Annotated in this window: 22 protein-coding genes; 4 read left to right on the forward strand and 18 right to left on the reverse strand. The window is 52.0% G+C overall.

Annotated elements, in window-relative coordinates:
- The 10 genes from rlmN to F456_RS0103200 all read right to left on the reverse strand — a co-directional run bounded on the left by rlmN (position 1) and on the right by F456_RS0103200 (position 11,231).
- The gene (rlmN, locus tag F456_RS0103155; RefSeq protein ID WP_018975555.1) at positions 1 to 1,059 is read right to left on the reverse strand and encodes a dual-specificity RNA methyltransferase RlmN; all 1,059 of its coding nucleotides are present in this window, start codon (positions 1,057 to 1,059) and stop codon (positions 1 to 3) included.
- A 191-nt stretch (positions 1,060 to 1,250) separates the two neighbouring features.
- Positions 1,251 to 2,594, reverse strand: coding sequence for a 16S rRNA (cytosine(967)-C(5))-methyltransferase RsmB (gene rsmB / locus F456_RS21680; protein ID WP_040924926.1), 1,344 nt, complete (start codon positions 2,592 to 2,594; stop codon positions 1,251 to 1,253).
- A gap of 632 nt (positions 2,595 to 3,226) precedes the next feature.
- Positions 3,227 to 4,168, reverse strand: coding sequence for a methionyl-tRNA formyltransferase (fmt, locus tag F456_RS0103165; protein WP_018975557.1), 942 nt, complete (start codon positions 4,166 to 4,168; stop codon positions 3,227 to 3,229).
- A 5-nt stretch (positions 4,169 to 4,173) separates the two neighbouring features.
- On the reverse strand, positions 4,174 to 4,656 hold the full coding sequence (gene def, locus F456_RS0103170; protein WP_018975558.1) for a peptide deformylase: 483 nt from the start codon (positions 4,654 to 4,656) through the stop codon (positions 4,174 to 4,176).
- A 90-nt stretch (positions 4,657 to 4,746) separates the two neighbouring features.
- Positions 4,747 to 7,320: a primosomal protein N' gene (priA, locus tag F456_RS0103175; RefSeq protein ID WP_018975559.1), complete on the reverse strand. Its 2,574-nt coding sequence runs from the start codon at positions 7,318 to 7,320 to the stop codon at positions 4,747 to 4,749.
- Positions 7,317 to 8,768 carry a bifunctional phosphopantothenoylcysteine decarboxylase/phosphopantothenate--cysteine ligase CoaBC gene (gene coaBC, locus F456_RS0103180; protein WP_018975560.1) on the reverse strand — a complete coding sequence of 484 codons (1,452 nt, stop codon included), beginning with the start codon at positions 8,766 to 8,768 and terminating at the stop codon, positions 7,317 to 7,319. The genes priA and coaBC overlap by 4 nt, the downstream gene beginning before the upstream one ends.
- 327 nt (positions 8,769 to 9,095) lie before the next feature.
- Positions 9,096 to 9,335, reverse strand: coding sequence for a DNA-directed RNA polymerase subunit omega (rpoZ, locus tag F456_RS0103185; protein WP_018975561.1), 240 nt, complete (start codon positions 9,333 to 9,335; stop codon positions 9,096 to 9,098).
- A 96-nt stretch (positions 9,336 to 9,431) separates the two neighbouring features.
- Positions 9,432 to 10,004 carry a guanylate kinase gene (gmk, locus tag F456_RS0103190; RefSeq protein WP_018975562.1) on the reverse strand — a complete coding sequence of 191 codons (573 nt, stop codon included), beginning with the start codon at positions 10,002 to 10,004 and terminating at the stop codon, positions 9,432 to 9,434.
- A 12-nt stretch (positions 10,005 to 10,016) separates the two neighbouring features.
- The gene (gene remA, locus F456_RS0103195; RefSeq protein ID WP_005548256.1) at positions 10,017 to 10,277 is read right to left on the reverse strand and encodes an extracellular matrix/biofilm regulator RemA; all 261 of its coding nucleotides are present in this window, start codon (positions 10,275 to 10,277) and stop codon (positions 10,017 to 10,019) included.
- A gap of 63 nt (positions 10,278 to 10,340) precedes the next feature.
- A complete protein-coding gene (locus F456_RS0103200) occupies positions 10,341 to 11,231 on the reverse strand; it encodes a YicC/YloC family endoribonuclease (protein ID WP_018975563.1) in 891 nt (296 codons plus the stop codon).
- Positions 11,232 to 11,445: 214 nt separating this feature from the next.
- Here F456_RS0103200 and F456_RS0103205 point away from each other — a divergent pair, with 214 nt between their 5' ends.
- Positions 11,446 to 12,411: a ring-cleaving dioxygenase gene (locus F456_RS0103205; protein ID WP_018975564.1), complete on the forward strand. Its 966-nt coding sequence runs from the start codon at positions 11,446 to 11,448 to the stop codon at positions 12,409 to 12,411.
- A 215-nt stretch (positions 12,412 to 12,626) separates the two neighbouring features.
- Here the strand turns inward: F456_RS0103205 and dapF are convergent, their stop codons facing one another.
- Complete coding sequence (gene dapF / locus F456_RS0103210) at positions 12,627 to 13,463, reverse strand: diaminopimelate epimerase (RefSeq protein WP_018975565.1); 837 nt, start codon at positions 13,461 to 13,463, stop codon at positions 12,627 to 12,629.
- Positions 13,464 to 13,816: 353 nt separating this feature from the next.
- On the opposite strand from dapF, the gene F456_RS0103215 reads away from it, so the two are divergent.
- Positions 13,817 to 15,571, forward strand: a complete 1,755-nt coding sequence (locus F456_RS0103215) for an Rqc2 family fibronectin-binding protein (protein ID WP_018975566.1) — start codon at positions 13,817 to 13,819, stop codon at positions 15,569 to 15,571.
- A 230-nt stretch (positions 15,572 to 15,801) separates the two neighbouring features.
- Here F456_RS0103215 and F456_RS0103220 read toward each other — a convergent pair whose 3' ends face one another.
- The 6 genes from F456_RS0103220 to F456_RS0103245 all read right to left on the reverse strand — a co-directional run bounded on the left by F456_RS0103220 (position 15,802) and on the right by F456_RS0103245 (position 20,568).
- A complete protein-coding gene (locus F456_RS0103220) occupies positions 15,802 to 16,668 on the reverse strand; it encodes a PHP domain-containing protein (RefSeq protein ID WP_018975567.1) in 867 nt (288 codons plus the stop codon).
- Between the two features lies 1 nt (position 16,669).
- On the reverse strand, positions 16,670 to 17,620 hold the full coding sequence (locus F456_RS0103225) for a selenium metabolism-associated LysR family transcriptional regulator (protein ID WP_018975568.1): 951 nt from the start codon (positions 17,618 to 17,620) through the stop codon (positions 16,670 to 16,672).
- 116 nt (positions 17,621 to 17,736) lie between these two features.
- On the reverse strand, positions 17,737 to 18,174 hold the full coding sequence (locus F456_RS0103230; protein ID WP_018975569.1) for a hypothetical protein: 438 nt from the start codon (positions 18,172 to 18,174) through the stop codon (positions 17,737 to 17,739).
- A gap of 304 nt (positions 18,175 to 18,478) precedes the next feature.
- Positions 18,479 to 18,763, reverse strand: coding sequence for a YlbG family protein (locus F456_RS21685; RefSeq protein ID WP_018975570.1), 285 nt, complete (start codon positions 18,761 to 18,763; stop codon positions 18,479 to 18,481).
- Positions 18,764 to 18,802: 39 nt separating this feature from the next.
- Positions 18,803 to 19,240, reverse strand: coding sequence for a YlbF/YmcA family competence regulator (locus F456_RS0103240; protein ID WP_018975571.1), 438 nt, complete (start codon positions 19,238 to 19,240; stop codon positions 18,803 to 18,805).
- A gap of 158 nt (positions 19,241 to 19,398) precedes the next feature.
- Positions 19,399 to 20,568: a M20 family metallopeptidase gene (locus tag F456_RS0103245; protein ID WP_018975572.1), complete on the reverse strand. Its 1,170-nt coding sequence runs from the start codon at positions 20,566 to 20,568 to the stop codon at positions 19,399 to 19,401.
- A 273-nt stretch (positions 20,569 to 20,841) separates the two neighbouring features.
- Between F456_RS0103245 and ftsW the strand changes: the two genes are divergently transcribed.
- Positions 20,842 to 22,125 carry a putative lipid II flippase FtsW gene (ftsW, locus tag F456_RS0103250; protein ID WP_018975573.1) on the forward strand — a complete coding sequence of 428 codons (1,284 nt, stop codon included), beginning with the start codon at positions 20,842 to 20,844 and terminating at the stop codon, positions 22,123 to 22,125.
- A 104-nt stretch (positions 22,126 to 22,229) separates the two neighbouring features.
- Here ftsW and F456_RS0103255 read toward each other — a convergent pair whose 3' ends face one another.
- Complete coding sequence (locus F456_RS0103255; RefSeq protein ID WP_018975574.1) at positions 22,230 to 22,616, reverse strand: Asp23/Gls24 family envelope stress response protein; 387 nt, start codon at positions 22,614 to 22,616, stop codon at positions 22,230 to 22,232.
- 196 nt (positions 22,617 to 22,812) lie between these two features.
- On the opposite strand from F456_RS0103255, the gene cax reads away from it, so the two are divergent.
- Positions 22,813 to 23,973, forward strand: coding sequence for a calcium/proton exchanger (gene cax, locus F456_RS0103260; RefSeq protein WP_018975575.1), 1,161 nt, complete (start codon positions 22,813 to 22,815; stop codon positions 23,971 to 23,973).
- The last annotated feature ends 20 nt before the right edge of the window (positions 23,974 to 23,993 follow it).

Consider the following 23,993-nt stretch of genomic DNA (forward strand, 5'->3'; position numbering starts at 1 on the left):
TCACCTCGCAGCCTTTTCCTGTCCTTTTTCCATATGCTTGGCACGCAGCTGTCCGCAGGCAGCCGCGATATCGTGTCCTTGTTCGCGGCGAATCGTCGCATTGATTCCGTTCTCGGTCAGAATGCGCTGGAAATTGAAAATGTCGCTGCGCGATGTGCGTACATATTTACGCTCCGGCACATGGTTGACTGGAATCAGATTGACGTGTGCCATGCGGGTTTTCAATACATCCGCAAGTTCTTGTGCATGCTCGGCCTGGTCATTTACTCCGCCGATCAGCGCGTATTCGAACGTCAGACGGCGGCCTGTTTTCTCAAAGTAATAATCCAGCGAGGCGATTACATCGTCGAACGGATAACGGCGATTGACAGGCATCAGCTTGGAACGCAGCTTGTCGTTAGGCGCATGGATGGAGATGGCCAGGTTGATCTGCGTATCTTCGTCAGCAAATTTATAGATATTCGGTACGATACCGCTCGTAGAAACGGTAATATGACGCTGGCCGATGTTCAAGCCTTTTTCGTGAATCATAATACGTAGGAATGTCATTGTCGCATCGTAGTTCTCAAACGGTTCGCCCGAGCCCATGATAACAATACTGCTGACGCGCTCTCCGTCCTTGTCGAGCATCTTCTGTGCTTCGACAACCTGAGCGACAATCTCGCCCGCTGTCAGATTCCGCTTCAATCCGCCCAATGTGGATGCGCAGAATGTGCAGCCGATCCGGCAGCCGACCTGAGTCGTTACACAGACGCTGTTGCCGTAATTGTGCTTCATGATAACCGTTTCGATCGCATGCTCGTCATGCAGACCAAACAGGAACTTCACCGTGCCGTCTTTGGACTGGAACTTAGTGATTTCGTTAAGCGTTACGAATGCAAACTGCTCGTCCAATTTGGTTCTCAGCGTTTTGGACAAATTGGTCATCTCTTCAAAGCTGGACACTCTTTTGACGTACAGCCAGTCGAAGATTTGATCGGCGCGGAATGCCGCCTCGCCATTCTCTTTGACCCACTGCTGCAGATCATCGAGGTTATAATCGTATATGAAAGGTTTCATGTTGTTGGATATCCCCTGTTCGTTGAATTTATTGAATTTATCGCTTTCCATCTTACCTATATTAGCACAAAAGGTCTTCATGCTAAAGAGGAACCCCCGCCGGCTCATGTCAAGCTTTGGCGGAAGTCCCTCATTATTATCGGATAAACATCTCTTTTTGCTGTGTATTCCGCTAAAAATTGTCTCTATATTTATCCTCTGCGCCGCAGGCGAGCAATGTAGAATCCATCCGAGCCGAATTGATGCGGCAAAATCTGTACTCCCGCTCCGCCGGCCTGCGGAATATTTTCCAAGGCTGGTATATCAAACGGCTCGGCAACGAAATCGGCATGGTCGCGCAGGAATTCCGCAACCGCCCGCTGGTTTTCCTCACGTTCGATCGTACATGTGCTGTAAACGAGGATACCGCCGGGCTTTACCAAGCCGGCTACGCTGCTCAGCAGCTGCCGTTGAAGCCTGGCAATAGCCGCCGCATCATCCGGCGTTTTGGCCCAGCGCAGGTCTGGTTTCCGGCGAATGACGCCAAACCCGGAACAAGGCGCATCCAGCAGCACCCGATCGAACGAAGCCTGTTCAAAGCGATCTTTCAGCGACAGAGCGTCACCGACACTTGTTTCGATTGCGGATAGACCGAGGCGCTCAGCTTGCTCGGCAATCAATTTTTGTTTGTGTTCGTGCAGATCGTTTGCCACGATCCGGCCGTGATTTTTCATCTTCTCGGCGATATGGACCGTCTTGCCTCCCGGCGCTGCGCAGCAGTCCAGCACACTCATGCCAGGCTCCGGCGCCAATGCTTCGGCAACCAGCATAGAACTCTCGTCTTGAATACTGAACCTTCCATCCCGGTAAAAGCGATCGTTCGCCATGTTGCCGCCGCTCTCAACGATGACACCTTGTGGAGACAGCTCAGAAGCGCGAACGCTCCGGCCTTCATCCGTCAATTCCTGCAGCAGTTCCTCACGGCTTCCGCGCAGCGAATTAATTCGGATACTGACCTTGGGCGGCTCGTTATTTGCTGCACAGACGGCTTCTGCCGTTTCTTCGCCGTACTGGGCGATCCAGCGCTCAACCAGCCACTGTGGATGCGAATGCTGAAGTGCAATCCGCTCATTTGTGGGCAGGTCGTTCGGGATCTCCAAGACATCGCCTTCACGCAGAACGCTGCGCAGTACACCGTTGACCATCGATGCGATACCTTGATGGCCTCTCTTCTTGGCAATCTCGACCGCCTCGTTCACTGCCGCATGCGGCGGAATCCGATCCAGATACTTGATCTGATACAAAGACATGCGCATAAGACCGCGTACCCACGGGTTCAGACGCTTGACACCGCTCTTGATGAAGAGGTTTAAGAAATAATCCAGCGTCGCTTGACGGGCGATTGTACCGTATACCAGTTCCGTCGCAAGTCCCGCATCGGCCGGGCTCAATTCCGCCTGCTGCAGCGTACGATTGAGCAGCAGGTTGCTGTATGCGCCGCTTTCGTCGACGCCGGCCAGTACGTTCAGTGCAGCTTCGCGCGCCGTAACCTGCATTTTGCGTCTGCGGGGAGCTTCACCGCCACGTCCGCTTCCCGGTGCATCAATACCGGCGGAACGATCGCTGTCGCCACGTCCCGGGATCGGCTTTGTCCGTGAAGCTTCGCCGGCGCTTCCCGATTTCTTGGCTGTAACGCGCTCGGCCGCGCTCGTCGGTTTGCTGCGCTGCGGCGCCTTGACGGCTTCTCTAGCGGAAGTTGGAGATTGGGCGGGCGTACGGCCGACCGCTGTGGATCTTGCCTCTGTTCGAGCTCCCGTTTCCGCAGGCTTTTGTGCCGATTGTGCAGGTCGTTTCCCTACAGTTTCCGCCGGCTTGGACTGGCGTTTTGCCGCAGTTTCCGTCTCCGGTTTTGCATTTGCTCCTGGCTTTGTGCCTGTTCCCAGCGCCTTTGCAGATGGAGCCTTTGACCACGGCTTTGCTCCCGGTTTCTTGTTCGTTCCCGCCGAAGTCGATCTTTTTGTAGGCCCGTATTTTTTTTTGCGATCGTCTGCTTTCTTACCGCTTGCAGGCTGCTTGCGCTCCGGCGCTTTGTTGGGATCAAAACTGCCGTTTGCAGACGATTTCGATCCTGTTCCGAACATGCGGATCCCCGAACCTTCGGGTTTATTACCGTTTTCTCCTGTTCCGCTCATGCCAACACCGCCCCTGCCTGCATGGTTGCACCGCGGGCGAAATCGGACACGGACATGGCTTTTTTGCCAGCCGGCTGTACTTTCTTCAATCGAACCGCGCCTCCACCGCAAGCTACGACGATCGCCGTCTCGCTCACGTCCATCACCGTTCCCGGAGCCGCACCCGCTTCTGGAGCGTTATCCTCCGGACGTTCAACTTCCCAGATCTTGAATACTTCGCCGTTCCACATCGCGTAACCCCCAGAGAACGGGGACAGGCCGCGTACTTGATTGAAAATTTCGCGAGGAGAACGCGTCCAGTCGATCCGCTCGTCTTCGCGCGTCAGATTCGGCGCATAGGAAGCCAACGACTCATCCTGCGGCTCGGCTTCCACACGACCTTCCAGCAGACGCGGCAGCTCACGCTTCAGCAGCGCAGCTCCGGCCTCTGCCATTTTCTCAAACAGCGTACCCGAAGTGTCCTCGTCCGTAATCTCCACTTCAGTCTTGGCGATCATGTCGCCAGTATCCAGCCCTTCAGCCATATACATCAGTGTAATTCCCGTCTGCGTTTCGCCGTTAATGATCGACCGTTGAATGGGAGCTCCGCCGCGATAAGCAGGCAGCAGCGAACCGTGTACGTTCACACAGCCCAGCTCCGGTACATTCAGCAGCGACTTCGGCAGTATTTGTCCGTAAGCCGCCGTTACAATCAGATCCGGATGGAACGAAGCCAACTCTTCGACTGCATCCTTATCCCGCATACGCTGCGGCTGCAGTACAGGCAGGTGATGCTTTAACGCCGCTTCTTTGACAGGCGAGGGTGTCAGCACCTTCTTGCGTCCCTGCGGACGGTCCGGCTGGGTTACAACCGCTACCACATTGCATTCGGATTCCAGCAGCGTCTCCAGACAAGATACCGCAAACTGCGGGGTTCCCATAAATACGACTCTTTTCATTCCGCTCACTCCTTTGCCGCGCTTTCGCGGGTCAGTTCATATACTTTATCGGCCACATCCGTAAACAGAATGCCGTCCAGATGATCGATCTCGTGCTGGAATGCGCGTGCTAACAGACCGCTTCCCGTCACTGTAAACTCTTCGCCGTCCCGGTTCATGCCTTTTACCGTCACCGTCATTGCCCGGCGCACGTTACCGTTCAGACCCGGGATGCTCAGACAGCCTTCCGCACCCAGCTGCTCGCCTTCACGCTCTATAATTTCGGGATTGATCATCGCAATCAGTCCGTTTTCGTCACCCACATCAATCACGATAATCCGTTTCAGAATGCCAACCTGCGGTGCGGCAAGGCCGACGCCGTCCGCATCATACATCGTTTCCGCCATATCGGTCATTAATTTTTGGACATTGGGTGTTATCTTTGTAACTTCTTTCGCTTTTTTGTGCAAAACCTCATCGGGTTCTTTTACGATCAATCGAATAGCCATTGTCAAGCACCTTCCTTAAAGCTGTAGTCTAGTCATTCCATGTTACTGAATCCGTTCATGCTGCCCATGAAAAAGACGCGGAGGACCGCGTCACATCATGACCTGAGGGTCCACGTCGATACTGATGAGCAGATCCTGCTCTTTCGCCGTGTCTTCCAGTTCATCCGCGATTTCCCGCGCCAGCAGGGCGGCGTCCATTTCTCCACGCCATTTTATCATACATTGAAATCGGTATCTATTTTTGATCCGAGGAATCGGAGAAGCGATCGGACCAAGCAGATCAAGCACATTTGGAGCAAGCTTGTCCATTCCGGCCAACCAACCGCGCGCACGCGCTTTTTCCTTGACCATTGCCGCATAATTTTCCGCCATGCGTACGACAACCGGCAGCTGTTCGTGCGAGAAAGTCACAAGAATCAGCCGACAGTAAGGCGGATAGCCGAGTTTGCGCCGATGTCCCAATTCTTCCCTTACAAAAGAATGATAATCGTGCTTCGAAGCGTGAATAATCGAATAATGGTCCGGGTTGTAGGATTGGATGAACACTTCGCCTGGCAAATGATGTCGTCCCGCTCTTCCCGCAACCTGCGTCAGAAGTTGGAACGTCTTTTCTCCCGCTCGAAAATCGGGAAGATTTAATGCCGAATCCGCTGCAATGACGCCGACCAGTGTCACATCAGGGAAATCGAGCCCTTTTGCGACCATCTGCGTACCGAGCAGCACGTCCGCCTTTTTGTCGCGGAACTGCTGAAGCAGCTTCTCGTGCGATCCCTTCTCGCTTGTCGTATCCACGTCCATCCGCACCACTCGTATCCCCGGGAACAGCTTGGCCAGCTCTTCTTCAACCCGCTGGGTACCGGTACCAAAATACCGAATATGTTCGCTGGTGCATTCCGGACATGTATCCGGAAGCGGCTCGGCATGACCGCAGTAGTGACAGCGCAAATTATTGGAACGCTGGTGAAACGTAAGGGAGATATCGCAGTTCGGACACTCCGCCACATAACCGCAGGTGCGGCACATGACAAAGGTTGAATAGCCCCGGCGGTTTAAGAGCAGCACGGTCTGTTCCTTGCGCTCCAATCGCTGTTCGATCGCACTGTGCAGATCTCGGCTGAACATCGAACGATTGCCTTCCTTGAGTTCCTCCCGCATATCGACGATCTTGACCCCCGGCAGTTCGCTGCCCAGAGCCCGAAGCGAAATTTCGGCCAATACGGGCGAGAAATGCGGATCGATCTGGGAACGCGCAGCATGATACGTTTCGAGCGACGGGGTAGCCGAACCCAGGATTACGACCGCATTATGCTGCTCCGCCCGTTTGACCGCGACGTTGCGGGCATGGTATCTCGGGCTTTCCTCCTGCTTGTAGGAAGACTCGTGCTCTTCGTCCATTACAATCAGACCGATATCTTTGAACGGAGCAAAGATCGCGGAGCGTGCTCCGATCGCTACCTGTACTCGGCCTTCGCGAATTTTGCGCCATTCGTCATAGCGTTCACCGCCGGACAGCCTGCTGTGCATAACGGCAACTTTTGAGCCAAAGCGACTTTTGAAGCGTTCCACCATCTGCGGCGTCAGCGAAATTTCCGGCACAAGCACGATAGCCTGCCGATCCTGTGCAATACAGCGCTCGATACACTGCAGATAGACTTCCGTCTTGCCGCTGCCGGTAATACCGTGCAGCAGAAATACGCCTTCACGCCGCGCGTTCAACCGGCTGATTACGGAATCGTAGACCTGCTGCTGCTCGCCGGTTAGCTTAGGAGCCGTACTGGGCTTAAAGTTTCGTCCCGCATATGGGTCGCGGAACACCTCCACGTCCTCAAAGCGAACCAGTCCCTTCTCTTCAAGCGACTTTACTGTGCTCGCGGTTACGCCGAGAACGCTCAATACTTCCTTCAGTGACATTGGCACGCCAAGTTCCATCAGAAATGCAAAAACTTCTTTCTGTTTCTTCGCTCTGGCCGGGAAATTTTCAAGTTCTTCTGCTGCCCGCTGTGCATCAACATTTAGTACGACCGTCTTCACCGTCTTGCGGCCCATACGATCACGAATTTCCTGGCTCTCAAACAGCAGACCGCCGCGAATCAGTGCCTGAATCGTTTTTTCACGACCTGGGAAATTCTGCCGCAGCTGTTCGGCTTTCACCTGTCCGCGGCTGCGCACATGCTCCATAATTTCGCGCGCTGAGGGCACATCGGAAGCCGAAGGTGTTCCGAACAGCGAGAGTTCTCCTGTTTCTTCCGGTAGGTTTTCCAGCAGTCGTTCAATTTCCGCGCTTTCCTGCTCGTCTTCTTCCGGCTGTGCCGCATGAATAAAACGTTCGGCTTTGCCTTTGAGCGCGCCAGGAATCATCGCCTGCAGCGCGGTCGACTTATGGCAGGCATACTTATCCGCGATCCACCCTCCAAGTTCAACCAGATCTTCTGGCAGCGGCGGAACCAGATCGAGCAGATCGCGAATTGCCTTGATTCGTCCATGCTTATACTCGCTCTCGTCCGTAAGACCAACGACAAATCCCTGAACGGTCCGGCCGCCAAATGGCACTCCGACACGGCTGCCGACAGCGATCCACTCCCTCATCTCCGGAGGAATCCGGTAATCGAACGGCCGGCTGACCGCCCGTACCGGCACGTCTACAATGACACGCGCGAAATTCATCGCGATGCCCCCCGATACATACGACGTGAAGCTTCAAGTAAAATATCTCGCGCAGTATCGTATTTGGACTGCTTCGGCAGATCGGCAATGCGTCCTTCGGGTCCGAACAGCCGGACAATATTCGTATCGGAACCGAAACCTGCACCTTCTTGGGTCACATCGTTGGCAACCAACAGATCGCAATTTTTGCGCTGCAGCTTTTCCGCCGCGTAGGTATCCAAATCATGCGTCTCAGCAGCAAAGCCGATTAGAAACTGTTTTTCCTTCTGCGTACCGAGCGTTTGCAGAACATCAACCGTTTTGACCAGTTCGAGCGCCATCGTCTCGCCGGATTTCTTGATTTTGCGCGGGGAACTGGATTTCGGCCGATAATCGGCGATCGCGGCGGACATGATCAGCATATCGGTATCGGACCATTCGTTCAGACAAGCTTCATACATTTCTTCTGCCGATTCGACTCGAATAGTATCGATGCCTTCTGGAAGCGGAATTTGTATTTTGCCCACGATCAGCTTCACTTTGGCGCCCAGATCGCGTGCAGCCTGAGCTAAAGCCGCCCCCATTTTGCCCGATGAATCATTCGTAATATAACGCACCGGATCGATACGCTCGATCGTGCCTCCTGCCGTCACCACAATTTTTTTTCCTTTTAGGATGAGGTCGGAATGTTCACTTCCGCTGTTTGGCAGGAGTTCTCCGCTCGGATTCGCCCCAATGCCCGCCAACCCGAATTCCGCCGCTCCTCCCGCAGTCGAGAACAGAGTCTCCTGGCTGCCTGATTCGCCGGACGTTTGAACAGATTCGGCAGCATAAAGCTCTGGGCCCGGATCAAGAAACGTTTTTTCTGCTGACTCCTGTTTTCCCTGGATTGAAGCACTCCCGGAAAACGTTCCTTCCTTGTCAGCTCCCGCAAAGAACTGTCGCAGCACCTCAACGATCGACTCCGGCTCTTCCATACGCCCTTTGCCCACATAGCCGCAGGCCAGCATACCGTCGCCAGGTTCGATCATCATCACGCCGCGATCTACCAAAGTCTGCATGTTGTGTACGACTGCCGGATGACTGTACATATGCACATTCATCGCCGGTGCCACCATAACAGGAGCAGTGACAGCTAAGAGCGTCGTGGACAGCATATCATCGGCAAGTCCGTTCGCCAGCTTGCCGATCGCGTTTGCTGTAGCCGGTGCAATTAAGACCAGATCCGCCCAATCAGCGAGATCAATATGATTGACGACTTTTGGGTTTCGTTCGTCGAACGTATCCGTATGGACCGCATTACGGGTGAGTACCTGCAGCGTCAGCGCCGGAATAAACTGCTGCGCCGATTCCGTCATAATGACCTGAACGTCTGCCCCAGCCTTCGTCAGCTGACTGCACAGCGTTGCAGCCTTATAGGCGGCAATTCCCCCGGTTACACCAAGCAGAATCTTTTTCCCCTTTAACATGGCTAATTCCACCTCCTGAAAAAATAGCGACCTCGCCGTTTGCGACCGCTCCGTCCGAGAAATGAAAGCTTGCTGTTTCGCGGATCCGCCGCCTCTTATCCACGACCGATTTATCCTGAGCATAACAAAATGGAGAACAATTGTTCCCAGTATAATTTATTGTTCACTCCTCGTCAAAGAAGAAAAACCGCTGCCATTTATCCCACCATTTGGAGAATGGGGGACTCTAGCAGCGGATTGTTAAAATAAAGCTTGCAGCTTATTCGATCTAATCAAAGAGCCGCATCCCGCGATTTATCTGCCGCCGGGATTAGCAAGACGGCAACCTTACAGGTTACGCTTGCCTTTCTGCTCCTCGACAACTTCGTTCTCGTCACGGGCTTCCAGCTTGATGTAGTCGCCGTAAATTTCTTCAAGCGCTACGCCGACCTGCTTGTGCGACCGTGGACGCAGAAGTTCGGATTCCGAACCTTCACGCAATTGTCTGGCCCGTCTGCTGGCAGCTACTACCAGGGAATACTTACTGTCTACCTTGGTCATGATTTTATCGATAGAAGGATACAACATAATTTATCGTCCTCTCTGTATGTCCCCTCCCGGCCGCATAAATGCGGTCCGAAGGAGAAGGCCCGGTTCTCCGGCAATCTGTTTGATAATTGGGTTTTACTTGGTGATCCGGCAGTGTTCCGCAACAATGATCGATTCGATCCGCATACAGGCCTTATCTACTTCATCGTTAACAACAGCGTAATCGTAATGCCGCATTAGTGCAATCTCTTCCTCGGCTACGGATAGACGGTTATGAATCACCGACTCTGTCTCTGTACCTCGTCCGACAATCCGGTCTTTCAATTCTTTAAGCGAAGGCGGCGTTAAGAAAATGAATACACCTTCAGGGAAAGTCTCCTTCACCTTAAGCGCGCCCTGTACCTCGATTTCCAAAATAATATCGTTCCCCGCTTCAATCGTCTGTTCGACGAAATCCCGCGGAGTTCCATAAAAGTTGTCTACGTACTGCGCATATTCCAACAATTGATTCCCCGCGATCATCTCACGGAACTCTTCCTGACTCTTGAAAAAATAGTTCACGCCGTGCTGTTCTCCTTCACGAGGCGAACGAGTCGTCGCTGAGACCGAATAGACAAGCCCAGGCAATCTTTTCCGCAGCGCACTGCATACGGTTCCTTTTCCGACTCCCGACGGTCCGGACAATACAATTAATAACCCTTTAGACATAGTTCTCTCCATTTATTCGTCGTTATCGTCATCTTTGGTCGACAGGCGGTGAGCGACCGTCTCCGGCTGTACAGCAGACAAAATTACATGATCGCTGTCAGTAATAATAACAGCTCGAGTTCTGCGACCGTATGTTGCGTCAATAAGCATATGCCTATCACGCGCCTCCTGAATAATCCGCTTAATCGGTGCGGACTCCGGGCTTACGATGGAAATGATTCGGTTAGCCGATACAATGTTCCCGAAGCCGATATTGATAAGCTTGATTGCCATGTCCAGGTTTTCCCCCTATTTAGTTGGTCCTTTTTCTGCAAGTCGGGCCCCAGCACCCGGCCGTTATTCGAGATTGGCAGCCTGTTCTCGCATTTTCTCGAGCTCAGCTTTCATCTCGACGACATGGCCTCCGAGCGCCAGGTGGTTCGCCTTCGAGCCGATCGTATTGACTTCTCTATTCATTTCCTGAATCAGAAAGTCCAGCTTGCGTCCCTTCGGTTCACTGCTGCCAAGCAGCTCTCCACACTGGTTGAAATGGCTGCTCAGCCTTGCCAGTTCTTCATCAATGCTGCAGCGATCCGCAAACAGGGCGACTTCCATACCGAGACGATGTTCATCCAGCAGAAAGCTCCCGTCCCGCAGTTCGACAATTCGCTGCCGGAGCTTATTCCTGTAATCTTCGACAACAGCCGGTGCCAACCGGGTAAGTTCCGCATGTGCCGCTAACAAATTGTCCAGTCTCAGCCGGCAGTCTTGAATCAAGTGGACACCTTCCGCTCGGCGCATGGCTACCAGTTCCTGAAGAGCCTGCTCCAGTCCTTCCCAAAGAACCGCTTCCCAGTCCGTCTCATTGTCCTCATCCGTAAGTGTAACTTCCGCAGGAAGCATCACATCAGGAAGAGCCAGCAGTTCCGCCGCTCCAAGCCTACCATCGATTCCATAAGCGAGCTCCAGCTCTTGAGCCGCACGGATATACGATTCGGCCGCCGTACGATTAAGCTGCATGGCGTTTCCCGCAGATTCGCTTTCCCTTGTAACATATACGTCAATCCGTCCGCGCCTGACATGCTGCTGTACAAGCCGCCGGAGACCTTCCTCGAAGCTGTTCCATTCCCGGGGCATCCGTAGCACGACTTCACAGTAGCGATGATTGACGGACTTGACTTCAAATTGAATTTTGTATCCGCCGCGCTGCATGGCGAATTGACCATAACCGGTCATGCTGAAAGACATCGTCATCACATCCGTTACCCTATTTTAATGGATTATGCAGTTCTAAACAAGAGGTAAACAAGAGAGCCGGCGTACGTTTGCAAAATTGCGTTTCGGCCTTGCATATCTTGAAATGAAGATATATACTGAAATTAATAAAGCAGCTTTATATTTTTCTTTATTGAAAATCCCCGCACTTCTTTTGCTTCTTCCAAATATAAGGAGATGAATCCTCATGCAACTGCTTGGACAACACCATGTTTCTCTTATGACCGGGCAAGCCGAGAAAAACTTTGATTTCTTTACCCGTGTGCTCGGTATGCGTTTGGTCAAGAAATCGGTCAACCAAGACAATACGACTTCTTATCATCTGTTTTACGGAGATGCCGTCGCAAGTCCCGGTACTGAAGTCACTTATTTTGATTACCCGGGAATAGGTCCTTCCTATCCGGGCGTTTCCAGCATTTCTTCTACTTCTTTGCGTGTGCCCACAACAGCCTCATTGGAATTCTGGGCCTCCCGTTTCGATGCATTAGGAATCAAGCGCGGCGAATTCGTCAAACGCGCAGGCAGAGACACGCTCTTCTTTGAAGACTTTGAAGGTACGCAGCTGATCCTTGCCGCCGACAATGGCGAAAAGGGTGTAGCTCCCGGGCAGCCATGGACAGCGGAAGAGATTCCGCTCGAGCATGCGATCGTCGGACTTGGTCCGGTTACGCTGACTGTAGCCGATCCCAAACCAACCGCCCTCGTACTCACGCAGCTAATGGGATTCCGCAGAATCGGCACTTATCCTTCGCCTGCCGGAAACTTCGCCGAAATCGAAGTGTTTGCCACTGGCGAAGGCGGTTCAGGCGCCGAGGTGCATCTGGAATCTCGTCCCGACCTGCCCAAGTTCCGCTTGGGACGGGGAGGCGCCCATCATGTAGCTTTCCGCATTCCGAACGAAGAAGAATATGCCAAGTGGGTCAATCGCATTGCCGCAAGCGGTATGCCGAATTCCGGCGAGGTGGACCGCGATTACTTCCGCGCGCTGTACTTCCGCGAGCCGAACGGCATTCTGTTCGAATTGTCTACCGACACGCCAGGATTCGATATCGATGAGCCGATCGATTCTTTGGGAGAGAAGCTCGGACTGCCGTCATTCCTGGAGCACCGGCGCGCCGAAATCGAAGCGAAACTTCGCCCGCTGAAATTTTAAAATCACTGCTGTGTTTCGTAGAAAAACACAAAAGCCGCAGGTTCGCGGTGCCGCTGCGTTCTCACGTAAACGTGACGAACGCAAGCGGCTTTTCCGCGTTCCTGCGGCTTTGCCGATAAGTCTTAGGCTCGGACAGATCGGACAACAATTTGCTGAAGAACTGCCGGGAAGCAGCTCTTCCAGGCAGTCTGTCCGCAAGGCCTGACAGGGCTCCCTTACTCGGTCAGTTTGCCCGTATAGACAAATTCGGCCGGTCCCGTCATATAGACGTGATTGTCGGCTTCGTTCCATTCGATAAACAGATCTCCGCCCTTAAGCGACACTGTCGCTTCCCGGTCGCTGTGCCCGTTCAATACGGAAGATACCAGCGTCGCGCAGGCACCTGTACCACATGCCAAAGTCGGTCCCGCTCCACGTTCCCAGACGCGCATATCGATCTGCTTCCGGCTGTTAACGGTAGCGAACTCAACATTGACCTTTTTCGGGAACAAAGGATGCTTCTCCAAGGCCGGTCCCCACTTGGCGAGATCGAAATTCACTGCGTCGTCGACATAGATTACACAGTGCGGATTGCCCATCGAGACAGCCGTAAACCGGAAGCTTTCGTCCAGCGCTTCGATCGGCTGATCAACGACCTGCTCTCCATCCATGGCAACCGGAATTTTCGCTCCTTCGAGAATCGGAGCTCCCATATCAACGCGAACCGTCTTGGCGACACCGTTATCCGCGCTGATTGTCAAAGGCTGTACGCCTGCTCCGATCGTCTCAATCGTAATACTCTCGCTTGAAGTCAACTTATGATCGTAAACGTATTTGGCAACGCAGCGAATCGCATTGCCGCACTGCTCCGCTTCAGAACCGTCCGAGTTCATAATGCGCATCATGAAGTCCGCTTTTTCCGAAGGCAAAATATAGACGAGACCATCGGCGCCTACGCCGAAGAAACGGTCGCATACTTTGACTGCAAGCTCGGCTGCATTTGCCGGCAGTTCCTTTTCTCCGTATACGATAACAAAGTCGTTACCCAGTCCTTGCATTTTCGTAAATTCCATGAGTTCACTTTCACTCCTTATCATTTTCGAAACAGGATCGTCAGACTTCTTTGCACTTGGCAAAAAGTTGACGAAACCCCCGGTTTCGCTCAATATAGATCATACCGTGTCCGTTTGCGAACGCCATCTTTAGATGCGTTCGGCTGCGGACTTTTCCGCGGATCACCACATCAACTCCGATGTAACCGCCGCATCAACGACGGATGCCAGGAGATGTATGGGCCGCGAAGCTCCATTAACTAAGATACCCGAACCGGCGCGCGATTGCTATTAATTTTCTGTGTGAAACTTTGTGTTTTTCCGCGCGCCAGTCTCGAAATCATCCTGCTTGTATAGAAAGAAGGTCGTTATAGATGGCATTGGACGGAATCGTTACACGCGCAATCTCCGCCGAGCTCGCTGCACTCCAAGGCGCACGCATCGGCAAAGTACATCAGCCCTCGGCCAGCGATATCGTCTTCCAAATCCGCTCCCGTGCAGGCAACAAGAAGCTGCTGCTGTCCGCAAGCCTTACCTATCCGCGAGTACAGTTCACCGAACAATCTTATATGAATCCTCCTGAAGCTCCCATGTTCTGTATGCTGCTGCGCAAACACTGCGAAGGCGGCGTAATCGAAAAAATCGAGCAGGTCGGCATGGAGCGCATTTTGCATTTCTGGATCCGCCAGCGCGACGAAGTAGGCGACGTGTCGCTCAAAAAGCTTGTGATCGAATTAATGGGTCGGCACAGCAACATCATTCTGCTTGACGCTGTGACGGGCGTTATCTTGGACGGCATTCATCATGTCACTCCTGCGATCAGCAGTTTCCGTGTCGTAATGCCGGGTTTTCAGTATCAGGAACCTCCTCAGCAGCATAAGCTAAATCCGCTGGAAACAAGCGAAGAACAGTTTGCGCAAAAATGGAACGAAAATGTAGTCACTCCTCCCGTAAACCGGCTTGTTGACGCCTACACGGGCCTCAGTCCGTTGATTGCCCAGGAAGTGCTCCACCGGGCAGCGTCAGGGAATCCGGAAGAAGAATCCGGCACTGACTCCTCTGCAGTCTGGCAGGCATTTGACGTTCTGATGAGCGATGTTCGCGCAGGAAAATTCTCTCCAACCAGCGGCCTTAACGCGCGCGGCAAGCTTGTGTTCTCCGCTGTGCCGCTGACGCTGATCGAAGGCGAGCTTCGCCAATTCGATTCCATCAGCACCTGTATGGAACATTATTACGGAGACAAAGCCGACCGGGATACCGTCAAACAAAAGGTTGGCGACCTGATCAAGTTTCTTCAGAACGAGCGCAGTAAAAACGTTAAGAAGCTTGACCATCTGGACAAGGACCTCGAAGAAGCGCAGGACGCCGAGCAGTACCGGATTTACGGCGAGCTGCTGTTTGCTTCGCTGCACCTGCTGAAGCGCGGCATGAAAGAGATCGAGCTGGTCAACTTCTACGACGAGGAACAGCGTACGGTCAAAGTTCAACTCGATCCTCTTCTCGGTCCGTCGGACAATGCCCAGCGCTATTTCAAAAAGTACAACAAATACAAAAACAGTCTGGCCGTCATCGATGAACAGGTCAAAAAAACGCATGAAGAGATCGCGTACATGGATAATCTGCTGCAGCAGCTTAATGATGCCTCGCTGCGTGACGTCGATGAGATTCGTGCCGAGCTTGCGGAACAAGGATATGTACGCAACCGTGTTTCGCGCGGCGCCAAAAAGAAAAAGAAGAACGACAAGCCGACCCTGCATATGTATACATCGTCAGAAGGCATTGAAATTTATGTCGGTAAAAATAACTTGCAGAACGAATTCATCACCAACCGTCTGGCGCATTCCAGCGATACCTGGCTGCACACTAAGGATATTCCGGGTTCGCACGTTGTTATCCGCAGCGCGGAATATGGCGAAGATACGCTGAACGAAGCCGCCCAGCTGGCCGCTTATTTCAGTCAAGCCAAGCATTCCAGCAGCGTACCGGTCGACATGACTCAAATTCGCCATGTTCGCAAACCAAGCGGATCAAAGCCAGGCTTTGTCATCTACGATCATCAAAAAACGCTCTTCGTTACGCCGGATGAAGATTTGATCAAATCTCTTCCAAATGCAGTAAAGAACGGGTAAATACCGACTTAATAGAAATTCTTAATTACCCAGAGATCTCCAGATTTTGTGCGACTGAAAGAAAAAGCGTATTCGCCGTTTTGGCCGAATACGCTTTTTTGCATTCCTTAACTTATTCAGCGGTTTTACGCAGTTCCTTTTCGCGATTGCTCTTGCTCAGCCGCTTACAGACCAGCACCACTTTGCTTTGATCCGCTGTCTCTGCCAGTTTTTTTGGAATTATGCAAACTTCACTGCTGACTCAACTGCCGAAGAGTATCAACTACCGCTGCTTCAACCGTATAAGCGCCGAGCTCTCCATGGAACACTTTGCCCTGCCGAACTCCGTGGTAATCGGAACCGGCTGTCGTCAGCAGACCGTATTCTTCAGCCAGCTTCCGGTAACGCTCCTCGTCATCCGACATATGGTCGGGATGACGAACTTCAATACCGGCCGGCTTGGCCGCTTCCAACACCGTGCGTACAAGTTCATCGTCACCGTACAGGCCCGGATGAGCCAGCACCGGTATCCCGCCTGCTTCGCGGATCCAATCCGCTGCTTCGACAGGTGTAATACGCGGCGGAGACACATAAGCCGCCGCTCCTTCAGCCAGATATTTATCAAAAGCATCCCGAAGATCGGACGCATACCCTTTGCGTACCAGCACATCGGCCATATGCGGTCGACCGACACTCTCGCCGGGACCCAGTGGACGGCCGCCGCGATCCTTGACTTCATCAAGGGTAATTTCGACTCCAAGCTGCTGCAAGCGCTCCAGAATCAATTCATTGCGTTGGTCGCGTACGCTGCGCAGGCCGGCAAGTCGTTCCAGGAAAAGCTTGTTATCCGGATCAACAAAATAGCCCAGCATATGAATGTCTTTACCATCCGCACGGGTGCTGATCTCCACTCCCGGTATGAAGTCCAATCCGGCGAGCCTCGCTTCCGTCTCCGCTGCGCGAACCCCCGCTACCGTATCGTGATCGGTCAGCGCCATTCCCGCAAGTCCGCGTTCCGATGCCAGACGCACCAATTCCGTCGGCGTATTCATACCGTCCGAAGATGTGCTGTGCATATGCAAATCGTATAAGACGCGCATTTTTTCGATACCGCTCATCTTACTCCTCTCCTTTCCGCTTACGACTTGGTTTGCTGCCCTGCTTGTTCGTTTGTTCATACCGTTCCCGCAGAAAATTCAAAAAGGCAACGGCCGAAATCGGCAGCAGTGTCGACTTCAGTCGAACCGAGTAGAACTGCCGCTTGAACGATGCATCTTCGATCGAAACAGCATGCAGCAGCCCGAGCGAAAGTTCGTGCTTGACCGAAGACGGAGACAGCATCGTGATGCCCAGTCCCGCTTCCACCGCCGATTTGACCGCTCCGGTGCTGCCGAGCTCCATTACCGTCTGCAGGCTGCGCGGGTCCATGCCCTTTGCCTTCCACTCATCCTCCATCACTTGACGCGTACCGGAGCCTTCTTCACGCAGAACAAACGGATAAGACGCCGCTTCTTCCAATGCAACCGATTTGCGATTCGCGAGCGGATGGCCGGTCGGCACAATCAGACGCAGCTCGTCCTGCATGACCGCTTCGCTGATCACATCCGGATGCACGACCGGAGCCTCGACAAGTCCAAAATTCAGCGTATGCCGGGCAATCTCATCGAGAATTTGCGTCGTATTCATCACTTTGAGCGAAATCGCGATATCCGGATGCTGACGACCGAACGGAACAAGCAGCGGAGGCAGCACGTATTCGCCGATCGTATTGCTCGCGCCAAACTGCAGCCTGCCTTCCAGCTTATGCGTAAAACGAGCCATTTCCATGTCCGTCTCCCGCATCAGTTCAATGCTGCGCCGAGCGAACGGCAGTAGGATCCGACCGGATTCGGTCAATTCGATTTTTTTCGTTGAACGATTGAGCAGCTTAGTACCGAAATACTCTTCCAATGTCTGCACCTGCATCGTTACCGCTGGCTGAGTCATGTGCATAGCTGCCGCTGCTGCGGAAAAACTCCCTTTTTCTGCAACCGTATGGAAAATATGAAGCTGATGAAAATTAAGAGCCATCTTTATCCTCCTCACAAAAAAAAGCATGAAATAAAACTTCCATGCTTAGACTTACGTATTCGATTGAAATCCCCTGTAGGGAATGTCGTAATCCTCCATAACATCCCAATTTTCCGTTACTTTTTTTTGCGTCCATTTTTCATCAGGGTCATTCTTCGCGAATGCCGGAGCCACGAATAATAAGTTTTCAGATCCCGAAGCTCGATCGTTTCCGACATTTTCCCGAGAAACGTTACGATAATCATCTTGTGCAGAGGTCCGCCTTCGACCGGATAAGGACCAGTCAGCTCGCCGAATTCCGCTACCATAACAATATCGTTGTCGATCAGATAAACGTCTTCTTCTTTACGATAATACGAAACGATTCGCCCGGTTTGCAAGCATTCCCACAACCAGGCTGCAATTTCTTCTGTACTCTTTTGCACACTATCAACCCGATCGCCATAGCGGCTTTTGGCATGATTCGTAATTACGATGTCTGCTACCTTTTTGTCGCCGAGAGCGATGAAAAAAGGTTCGTAAGTGCTCCATCGTTCCGTCGCCTTATCCCGCACCGTTTATCACTCTCCAGAGACTCAACTTCGTCTGTTTTTTGGTCTACGCGTAATGGCAAGTTCAGTCCTCTTCCGGCAGAGTGTACGTTAATTATTGCCGGACTCAGGCAGTCGACAAACTTGCGAATACGTTGTAGGTCTTTATGTCTACGCCTATATCTATGTCTATGTATATATACCCAATACATTACATCATGCCTCTTATTTATACAAGGAAATCCGAAAAGCATGCGGGAATTTTAAATAGTATAGAAGAAGCGACCCGAAAAGGGCCGCTTCTTCTGCTCGTTTACACCGATCCAAATCAGCTTGACAGAGCTTCGGAATCGGGAAGCTCGATTTGAGCATCTTCCGGAAACTTACTGCCATAATCCGTTTTGAGATCTGTTCGATGCGATCTTTCGATTTTGCGTACATATGAGAGTCTGCGCATATGTTTCGCCGTCTCCTCAGCCCGATCGGCATTGAGATAAACGACGGCATAATGCATGCGGCGCGATACGTAATGAAGCGTTCCGTATTTCTCCAAATTCCGTGCCGCTTTCAGATCGTTAACCCATACAATATAACCTATACGTTCCGGAACCATGGTGCTCGCACCTTCTTTCTATAGTAGAACGACCGCTTGTCAGCCGCAGCCGCAGGAGCCTCCGCTTCCGCATCCTTTTTTCGGCAGATGATCGTTACCCGGCACTTTGATGCTCGAAGAAACCGAATAAGCGATTGTCTCCGACATTTCAAAGAGCAGTTCGTCCAGCGCTATCTCTGCTGCCTTGAAACGGGCTACAGCCTCAATCTGCTCCATCTCCCGCTGGGTAAGCTCGACTTCTTCTTTCGCCGCGTGATAATTCGGATGGAAATGTCCGAATCGCTGCGTTTCTTCAAATAATTCCTTCTTGGCGTTCAACTTGTCCATAAGACGCCGCACTTCCGGATGCTCCTGCATCCGTTCGCGCCAATATAAGTAATCCGCAACTTCGACAGAACCGTTGATCATATCGCCTAATTCATATGCGCTCATGAGCACACGGGCCATGTCGACTGTTTCAATCTCCGATACGCTCATTTTGTCATCCCGCTTCTGTGCTTGAACTCTACCCGGTCCCACCCGGGACGGGCAGGTACAATTATCATAGCACAACCCTGTACAGGATGTAAGCCTTTAACAGAATAGGAGAAGACAGAAGAACGCTCATACTTCATCGAGAGAACCTAACCTATCGCTTAATCCTTTTGTTGGAGCGCGGATTCTGCCATTGCAATCAGCAGTGTCGCCGAAGCACTTAGCGCGGATTCGTCGAAATCAAAACGCGGATGATGATGCGGATAGACGAATCCTTTTTCGGAGTTGCCTGCTCCGACGAGCATGAAGCATCCCGGCTTTTCCTGCAGATAATAAGCGAAGTCCTCTGCCGGCATCAGCGGCTTGGCGATCTCGATGTTAAAACCCGGAAGAGCCTCTGGCGCAATTCGGAAGAAACGTTCCGTTTCGGAAGCGTGGTTAATAAGCGCCGGATAGCCCACTAGATAGTCCACCTGGGCTGAAGCTCCGTACGCTTCGGCGATCTGCCGGCTCATTTCTTCAATTCTCCGGCGGATCAGTGCCCTTGTCTCTTCATCGAACGTACGAACCGTACCAGTAATCCGCGTTGTTTCTGCAACGACATTTTGCGCAAATCCGCCATTGATCGTTCCGACACTGAGAACGGCTGGTCTGAGCGGATCGACGGATCGACTTACTATCGTCTGAAGCTGCATGACGAGTGCCGAAGCCGCGATGATGCTGTCGACCGTTTCATGCGGCATACCGCCGTGACCGCCCCGCCCGGTAATATCGATAAAAAATTCGTCAGTAGAGGCCATCATCGGTCCAGCGACAGAAGCGGCCGTACCGATTGGAAGCGGAGTCCAGAGATGAACGCCGTATACGGCATCGACTCCTTCAAGCGCTCCCTCCTCAATCATCGGCTTGGCACCGCCCGGGCATACTTCCTCGGAAGCTTGAAACAGCAGCCTTATTTCTCCCTCCAGCTGCTCGCGGCGCTCTGCGAAGTACTGCGCTGCACCAAGCAGTGCTGCCGTATGGCCGTCATGCCCGCAGGCATGCATAACCCCTTCACGTTTTGACGCATATTCGGCACCACTCTCTTCCGAGATCGGCAGCGCGTCCATATCCGCCCGCAGCGCTACGGTACGTCCCGGCAGTGCGCCTTTGACGATCCCGATCAATCCGTGTCCCCCTACATTCCGGCGAACCTCGATACCAAAGCTTTCAAGTTTTTCCGCTACAAATGCAGCCGTTTCTTTTTCCATATAAGATAATTCCGGATTGCGATGCAAGTGTCTGCGCCACTGCACCATATTTTCGAATTGAAGTTCCACTGTTTCGTTCATTGCTTCAGGTCCTTTCCGGTCGGCTTCGCCTCGCAGGCTCCCCCTTATGGAAGCTTGCTTGACGTGCCTTTTTGTCATTGTAGCAAAAAACAAAAGCTGCGCCCACCGTTATGGGAGGTCTTGCACCGCTCTTTCAAAGCGACTATGATGAAAGATGAAGTTTAGATACGGTTTCACAAGGAAGCTTTCAAAAGAAATATTGTCCTTGACCTCTGCCGAATACTCACATATCAAACGGCGCTTCCGCAGCGCCTGCCGAAGGATTGAACCTACATGAGCACAATTAAAACAAACAGAACAGGTCAGGCAAGCGGAACGGGCGTGAGAACGAAAAGCGGTCCGCCTAAATCGCCGCCCGATTTTCAACTGCTGATATTGACCCTGATCCTGACCGGCTTTGGTCTGCTGATGGTGTTTAGCGCCAGCGCCAGCGTCACGCTGCTCGGCAGCAAATTCAGGAATGATCCGCTTTATTTTGCACTTCCGCAGATGTTTTACGCGATAATTGGCATTATCGTTATGTTGATTGCTATGAGTATCCCTTATAAAAGATACAAGAAACTGTTTATTCCATTATTCCTCTTTACTTTTATATCGCTGATTGTCGTACTGTTCATGCCTTCTACAAACGGCGCGCACAGCTGGATCAGGTTGGGACCGATTAATTTCCAGCCGACCGAACTAGCGAAAATCAGTACAATTTTGTACTTGGCTGCCCTGATCTCAAAAAAGGGAGAAAAATTCCGCGATCTGCGATCCGGCTTTATGCCGGTTATTGTAATTGTCTCGGTAATTGCCGGACTCGTCATGCTGCAGCCCGATTTAGGTTCCTGCATGATTCTTGTATTGGCCTGCCTTCTTGTCATCTACGCGGGCGGAGCGAGTCTGAAGCATATTCTCGGCTCGATGATGATTCTCGCCGTTATTCTGGGCTTGTTCTTCGGCGGTAAAGCACTGCTCACTCCGAAGACCCCGGATGAAGCAAGCGCAACATCCAGCTACAAAGCCAGCCGGATTCAAGCTTATCTTAATCCGTTTTCCGATCCGAAAGGTTCTACACAGAACCTGCTCAACTCCTTGATTGCGATTGGCGAAGGCGGAGCGACGGGAGCCGGATACGGTCAGAGTATTCAGAAGTTGTCGTATCTGACCAATTCGCATAACGATTTTATTTTCGCTATTATTGGTGAGGAGTTCGGCTTTATCGGAACCGCGGTATTTCTTCTGCTCTATCTATACTTCCTCTGGAGAGGGCTGCTCGTTTCACTGCGCTGTCCGGATATTTTCGGTACATTGACCGGTGTCGGAATTGTCGGACTGATCGGCATTCAGGCATTCGTCAACATAGGCGGTGTAACCAATACGATTCCGCTTACAGGCGTCACTCTGCCATTTATTAGTCACGGCGGCACATCGCTGTTGATCACTCTCTTCAGCATGGGCATTCTGCTCAGCATCTCGCGCGAATCCAAAAAGTCTGCCCCTGCCGTCAAGGAGCAGACAACGCAGACGGTAACGGTGCCGGAACGCCGTCCCGTTTTGTATCGTTCGCGTTAAAGTCAGGAATCAACCATTCAAAGTCTTTGATTCCCATATAAAAAGGTTCCCTCGAAAATTTCGAGGGAACCTTTTTTGCTGCAGATTGCCGATTCATCTTACAATTAACGGATACGTGACGGCTCTTCAATCGAAATGTCGTCTTTGAAAGCAACACCTTCAACTTTGACATTAACTTCGATCACTTTCAAACCGGTCATATTCTCTACGGCTTCACGCACATTTTGCTGCAGCATGCGGCAAACTTCGTGAATCGGAGTCTCGTACAATACGATGATACGCAGGTCGATCGCCGTCTCCAGCTGCCCTACTTCAACCGTTACACCTTTTTGTACGTTCTTCCCGCTTAGACGTTTAGCCCAGCCTTCCGACAATCCCCCCGACATCGCTGCGATTCCTGGCGTTTCCAGTGCGGCCATTCCTGCGATTTTAGCTACAACATCATTCGCGATTCGCACATTACCATTGTCCAATTGTACTTGTTCGGACATGACCATCCCTCCTTACTTCATACTTCTAGTTTAAAGGGTAACCCCCTCACAGCGCAAATAGCTATTTTTCTTTTTTTCTCCGGGAAGCTTGCATTTCGTTTCAGGACTCGGAAAATTGGCTTATATTTGGAGTGGATTTGTTATTTTGATTTTTACATATGAATCCAGACCGAATTTGTATACGGAGGCCTGACCCATGAAAAAAATGCTATCCCCTGTTCTGCTGATTCTCACTTTTGCGCTTAGCGCGGCCGGACATCTGCTTCACTGGAATTCGACTCTCGAATTTATACTGTCCGCGATCTCAGTCATTTTCGTAGCCGGATTCCTCGGACGCGCCACAGAGAGCGTCGCCCACTATGCCGGACAGAGACTTGGAGGCTTCTTAAACGCGACATTCGGTAATGCAGCCGAGCTTATTATCGCAATCATGCTCGTTAAAGAAGGTTTATTCGATATGGTTAAAGCGAGCTTGACCGGTTCGATTATAGGCAATTTACTGCTTGTACTCGGCCTCAGCTTGTTTGCCGGCGGTATGAAATTTAAGGTGCAGCGTTTTAACGTGCCTCTTGCCGGAATGAACGGTTCGCTGATGGTCGTGGCAGTCATCGCACTGTTCGTTCCTGCCGTGTTCCTGAACACGCATTCGATCGAGGGTCTGCAAATTGATACTTTGAGCCTGATTGTAGCGGCTATTCTGATTGTGGCGTACATCGCCTGGCTGTTCTTCTCGATGGTTACGCACAAAGATTACCTTGCCGATCCTTCCGAATCCCGTGCAGCGGCAGCCCTGCCTACGACCGTAGGAAACGGAATGCCAAGCGGAAGCGCAAATGCGGTATCTCCCGCGCCTGCGCAGACCGAGCACGAAGACGAACATGCTCCGGCTTGGTCGAAAGGTCGATCTATCCTGTACCTCGTGATTGCTACCGTTATGGTGGCCTTCGTCAGCGAATGGCTGGTCGGTACACTGGAGACCTTTACCACACAGTTTGGTCTCAGTGAATTGTTCGTGGGTGCCTTTGTGGTCGCCATTGTCGGCAACGCTGCTGAACACAGCGCTGCGGTTATGCTTGCGATGAAGAACAAGATCGGTGCTGCAGTTGAGATTGCGGTCGGCAGCAGTCTGCAAATTGCACTGTTTGTCGCACCGGTGCTTGTTTTTGTCAGCTTCTTTATGGGCGGCTTGAGCGGCACGATGGACATTGTATTTTCGACGATTGAGATTGTGGCTATCGTCGTTGCCGTATTTATTGCCAAATCCATTATTCAAGACGGCGAAACAACTTGGTATGAAGGTCTGCTGCTGCTCGCTGTTTATATCATTTTGGGCGTGTCCTTCTATATGGTCCATTGATCTCGCCAGCCGCATAGAGA

This window comes from Saccharibacillus kuerlensis DSM 22868 (assembly GCF_000378145.1).
Lineage (GTDB): Bacteria > Bacillota > Bacilli > Paenibacillales > Paenibacillaceae > Saccharibacillus > Saccharibacillus kuerlensis.

Bases quoted from the DNA above. Each gene is read 5' to 3' on its own strand.
- rlmN (WP_018975555.1), bottom strand. From the start codon at position 1,059: ATGAAACCTTTCATATACGATTATAACCTCGATGATCTGCAGCAGTGG.
- rsmB (WP_040924926.1), bottom strand. From the start codon at position 2,594: ATGCAGGTTACGGCGCGCGAAGCTGCACTGAACGTACTGGCCGGCGTC.
- fmt (WP_018975557.1), bottom strand. From the start codon at position 4,168: ATGAAAAGAGTCGTATTTATGGGAACCCCGCAGTTTGCGGTATCTTGT.
- def (WP_018975558.1), bottom strand. From the start codon at position 4,656: ATGGCTATTCGATTGATCGTAAAAGAACCCGATGAGGTTTTGCACAAA.
- priA (WP_018975559.1), bottom strand. From the start codon at position 7,320: ATGAATTTCGCGCGTGTCATTGTAGACGTGCCGGTACGGGCGGTCAGC.
- coaBC (WP_018975560.1), bottom strand. From the start codon at position 8,768: ATGTTAAAGGGGAAAAAGATTCTGCTTGGTGTAACCGGGGGAATTGCC.
- rpoZ (WP_018975561.1), bottom strand. From the start codon at position 9,335: ATGTTGTATCCTTCTATCGATAAAATCATGACCAAGGTAGACAGTAAG.
- gmk (WP_018975562.1), bottom strand. From the start codon at position 10,004: ATGTCTAAAGGGTTATTAATTGTATTGTCCGGACCGTCGGGAGTCGGA.
- remA (WP_005548256.1), bottom strand. From the start codon at position 10,277: ATGGCAATCAAGCTTATCAATATCGGCTTCGGGAACATTGTATCGGCT.
- F456_RS0103200 (WP_018975563.1), bottom strand. From the start codon at position 11,231: ATGTCTTTCAGCATGACCGGTTATGGTCAATTCGCCATGCAGCGCGGC.
- F456_RS0103205 (WP_018975564.1), top strand. From the start codon at position 11,446: ATGCAACTGCTTGGACAACACCATGTTTCTCTTATGACCGGGCAAGCC.
- dapF (WP_018975565.1), bottom strand. From the start codon at position 13,463: ATGGAATTTACGAAAATGCAAGGACTGGGTAACGACTTTGTTATCGTA.
- F456_RS0103215 (WP_018975566.1), top strand. From the start codon at position 13,817: ATGGCATTGGACGGAATCGTTACACGCGCAATCTCCGCCGAGCTCGCT.
- F456_RS0103220 (WP_018975567.1), bottom strand. From the start codon at position 16,668: ATGAGCGGTATCGAAAAAATGCGCGTCTTATACGATTTGCATATGCAC.
- F456_RS0103225 (WP_018975568.1), bottom strand. From the start codon at position 17,620: ATGGCTCTTAATTTTCATCAGCTTCATATTTTCCATACGGTTGCAGAA.
- F456_RS21685 (WP_018975570.1), bottom strand. From the start codon at position 18,763: ATGGTTCCGGAACGTATAGGTTATATTGTATGGGTTAACGATCTGAAA.
- F456_RS0103240 (WP_018975571.1), bottom strand. From the start codon at position 19,240: ATGAGCGTATCGGAGATTGAAACAGTCGACATGGCCCGTGTGCTCATG.
- F456_RS0103245 (WP_018975572.1), bottom strand. From the start codon at position 20,568: ATGAACGAAACAGTGGAACTTCAATTCGAAAATATGGTGCAGTGGCGC.
- ftsW (WP_018975573.1), top strand. From the start codon at position 20,842: ATGAGCACAATTAAAACAAACAGAACAGGTCAGGCAAGCGGAACGGGC.
- F456_RS0103255 (WP_018975574.1), bottom strand. From the start codon at position 22,616: ATGTCCGAACAAGTACAATTGGACAATGGTAATGTGCGAATCGCGAAT.
- cax (WP_018975575.1), top strand. From the start codon at position 22,813: ATGAAAAAAATGCTATCCCCTGTTCTGCTGATTCTCACTTTTGCGCTT.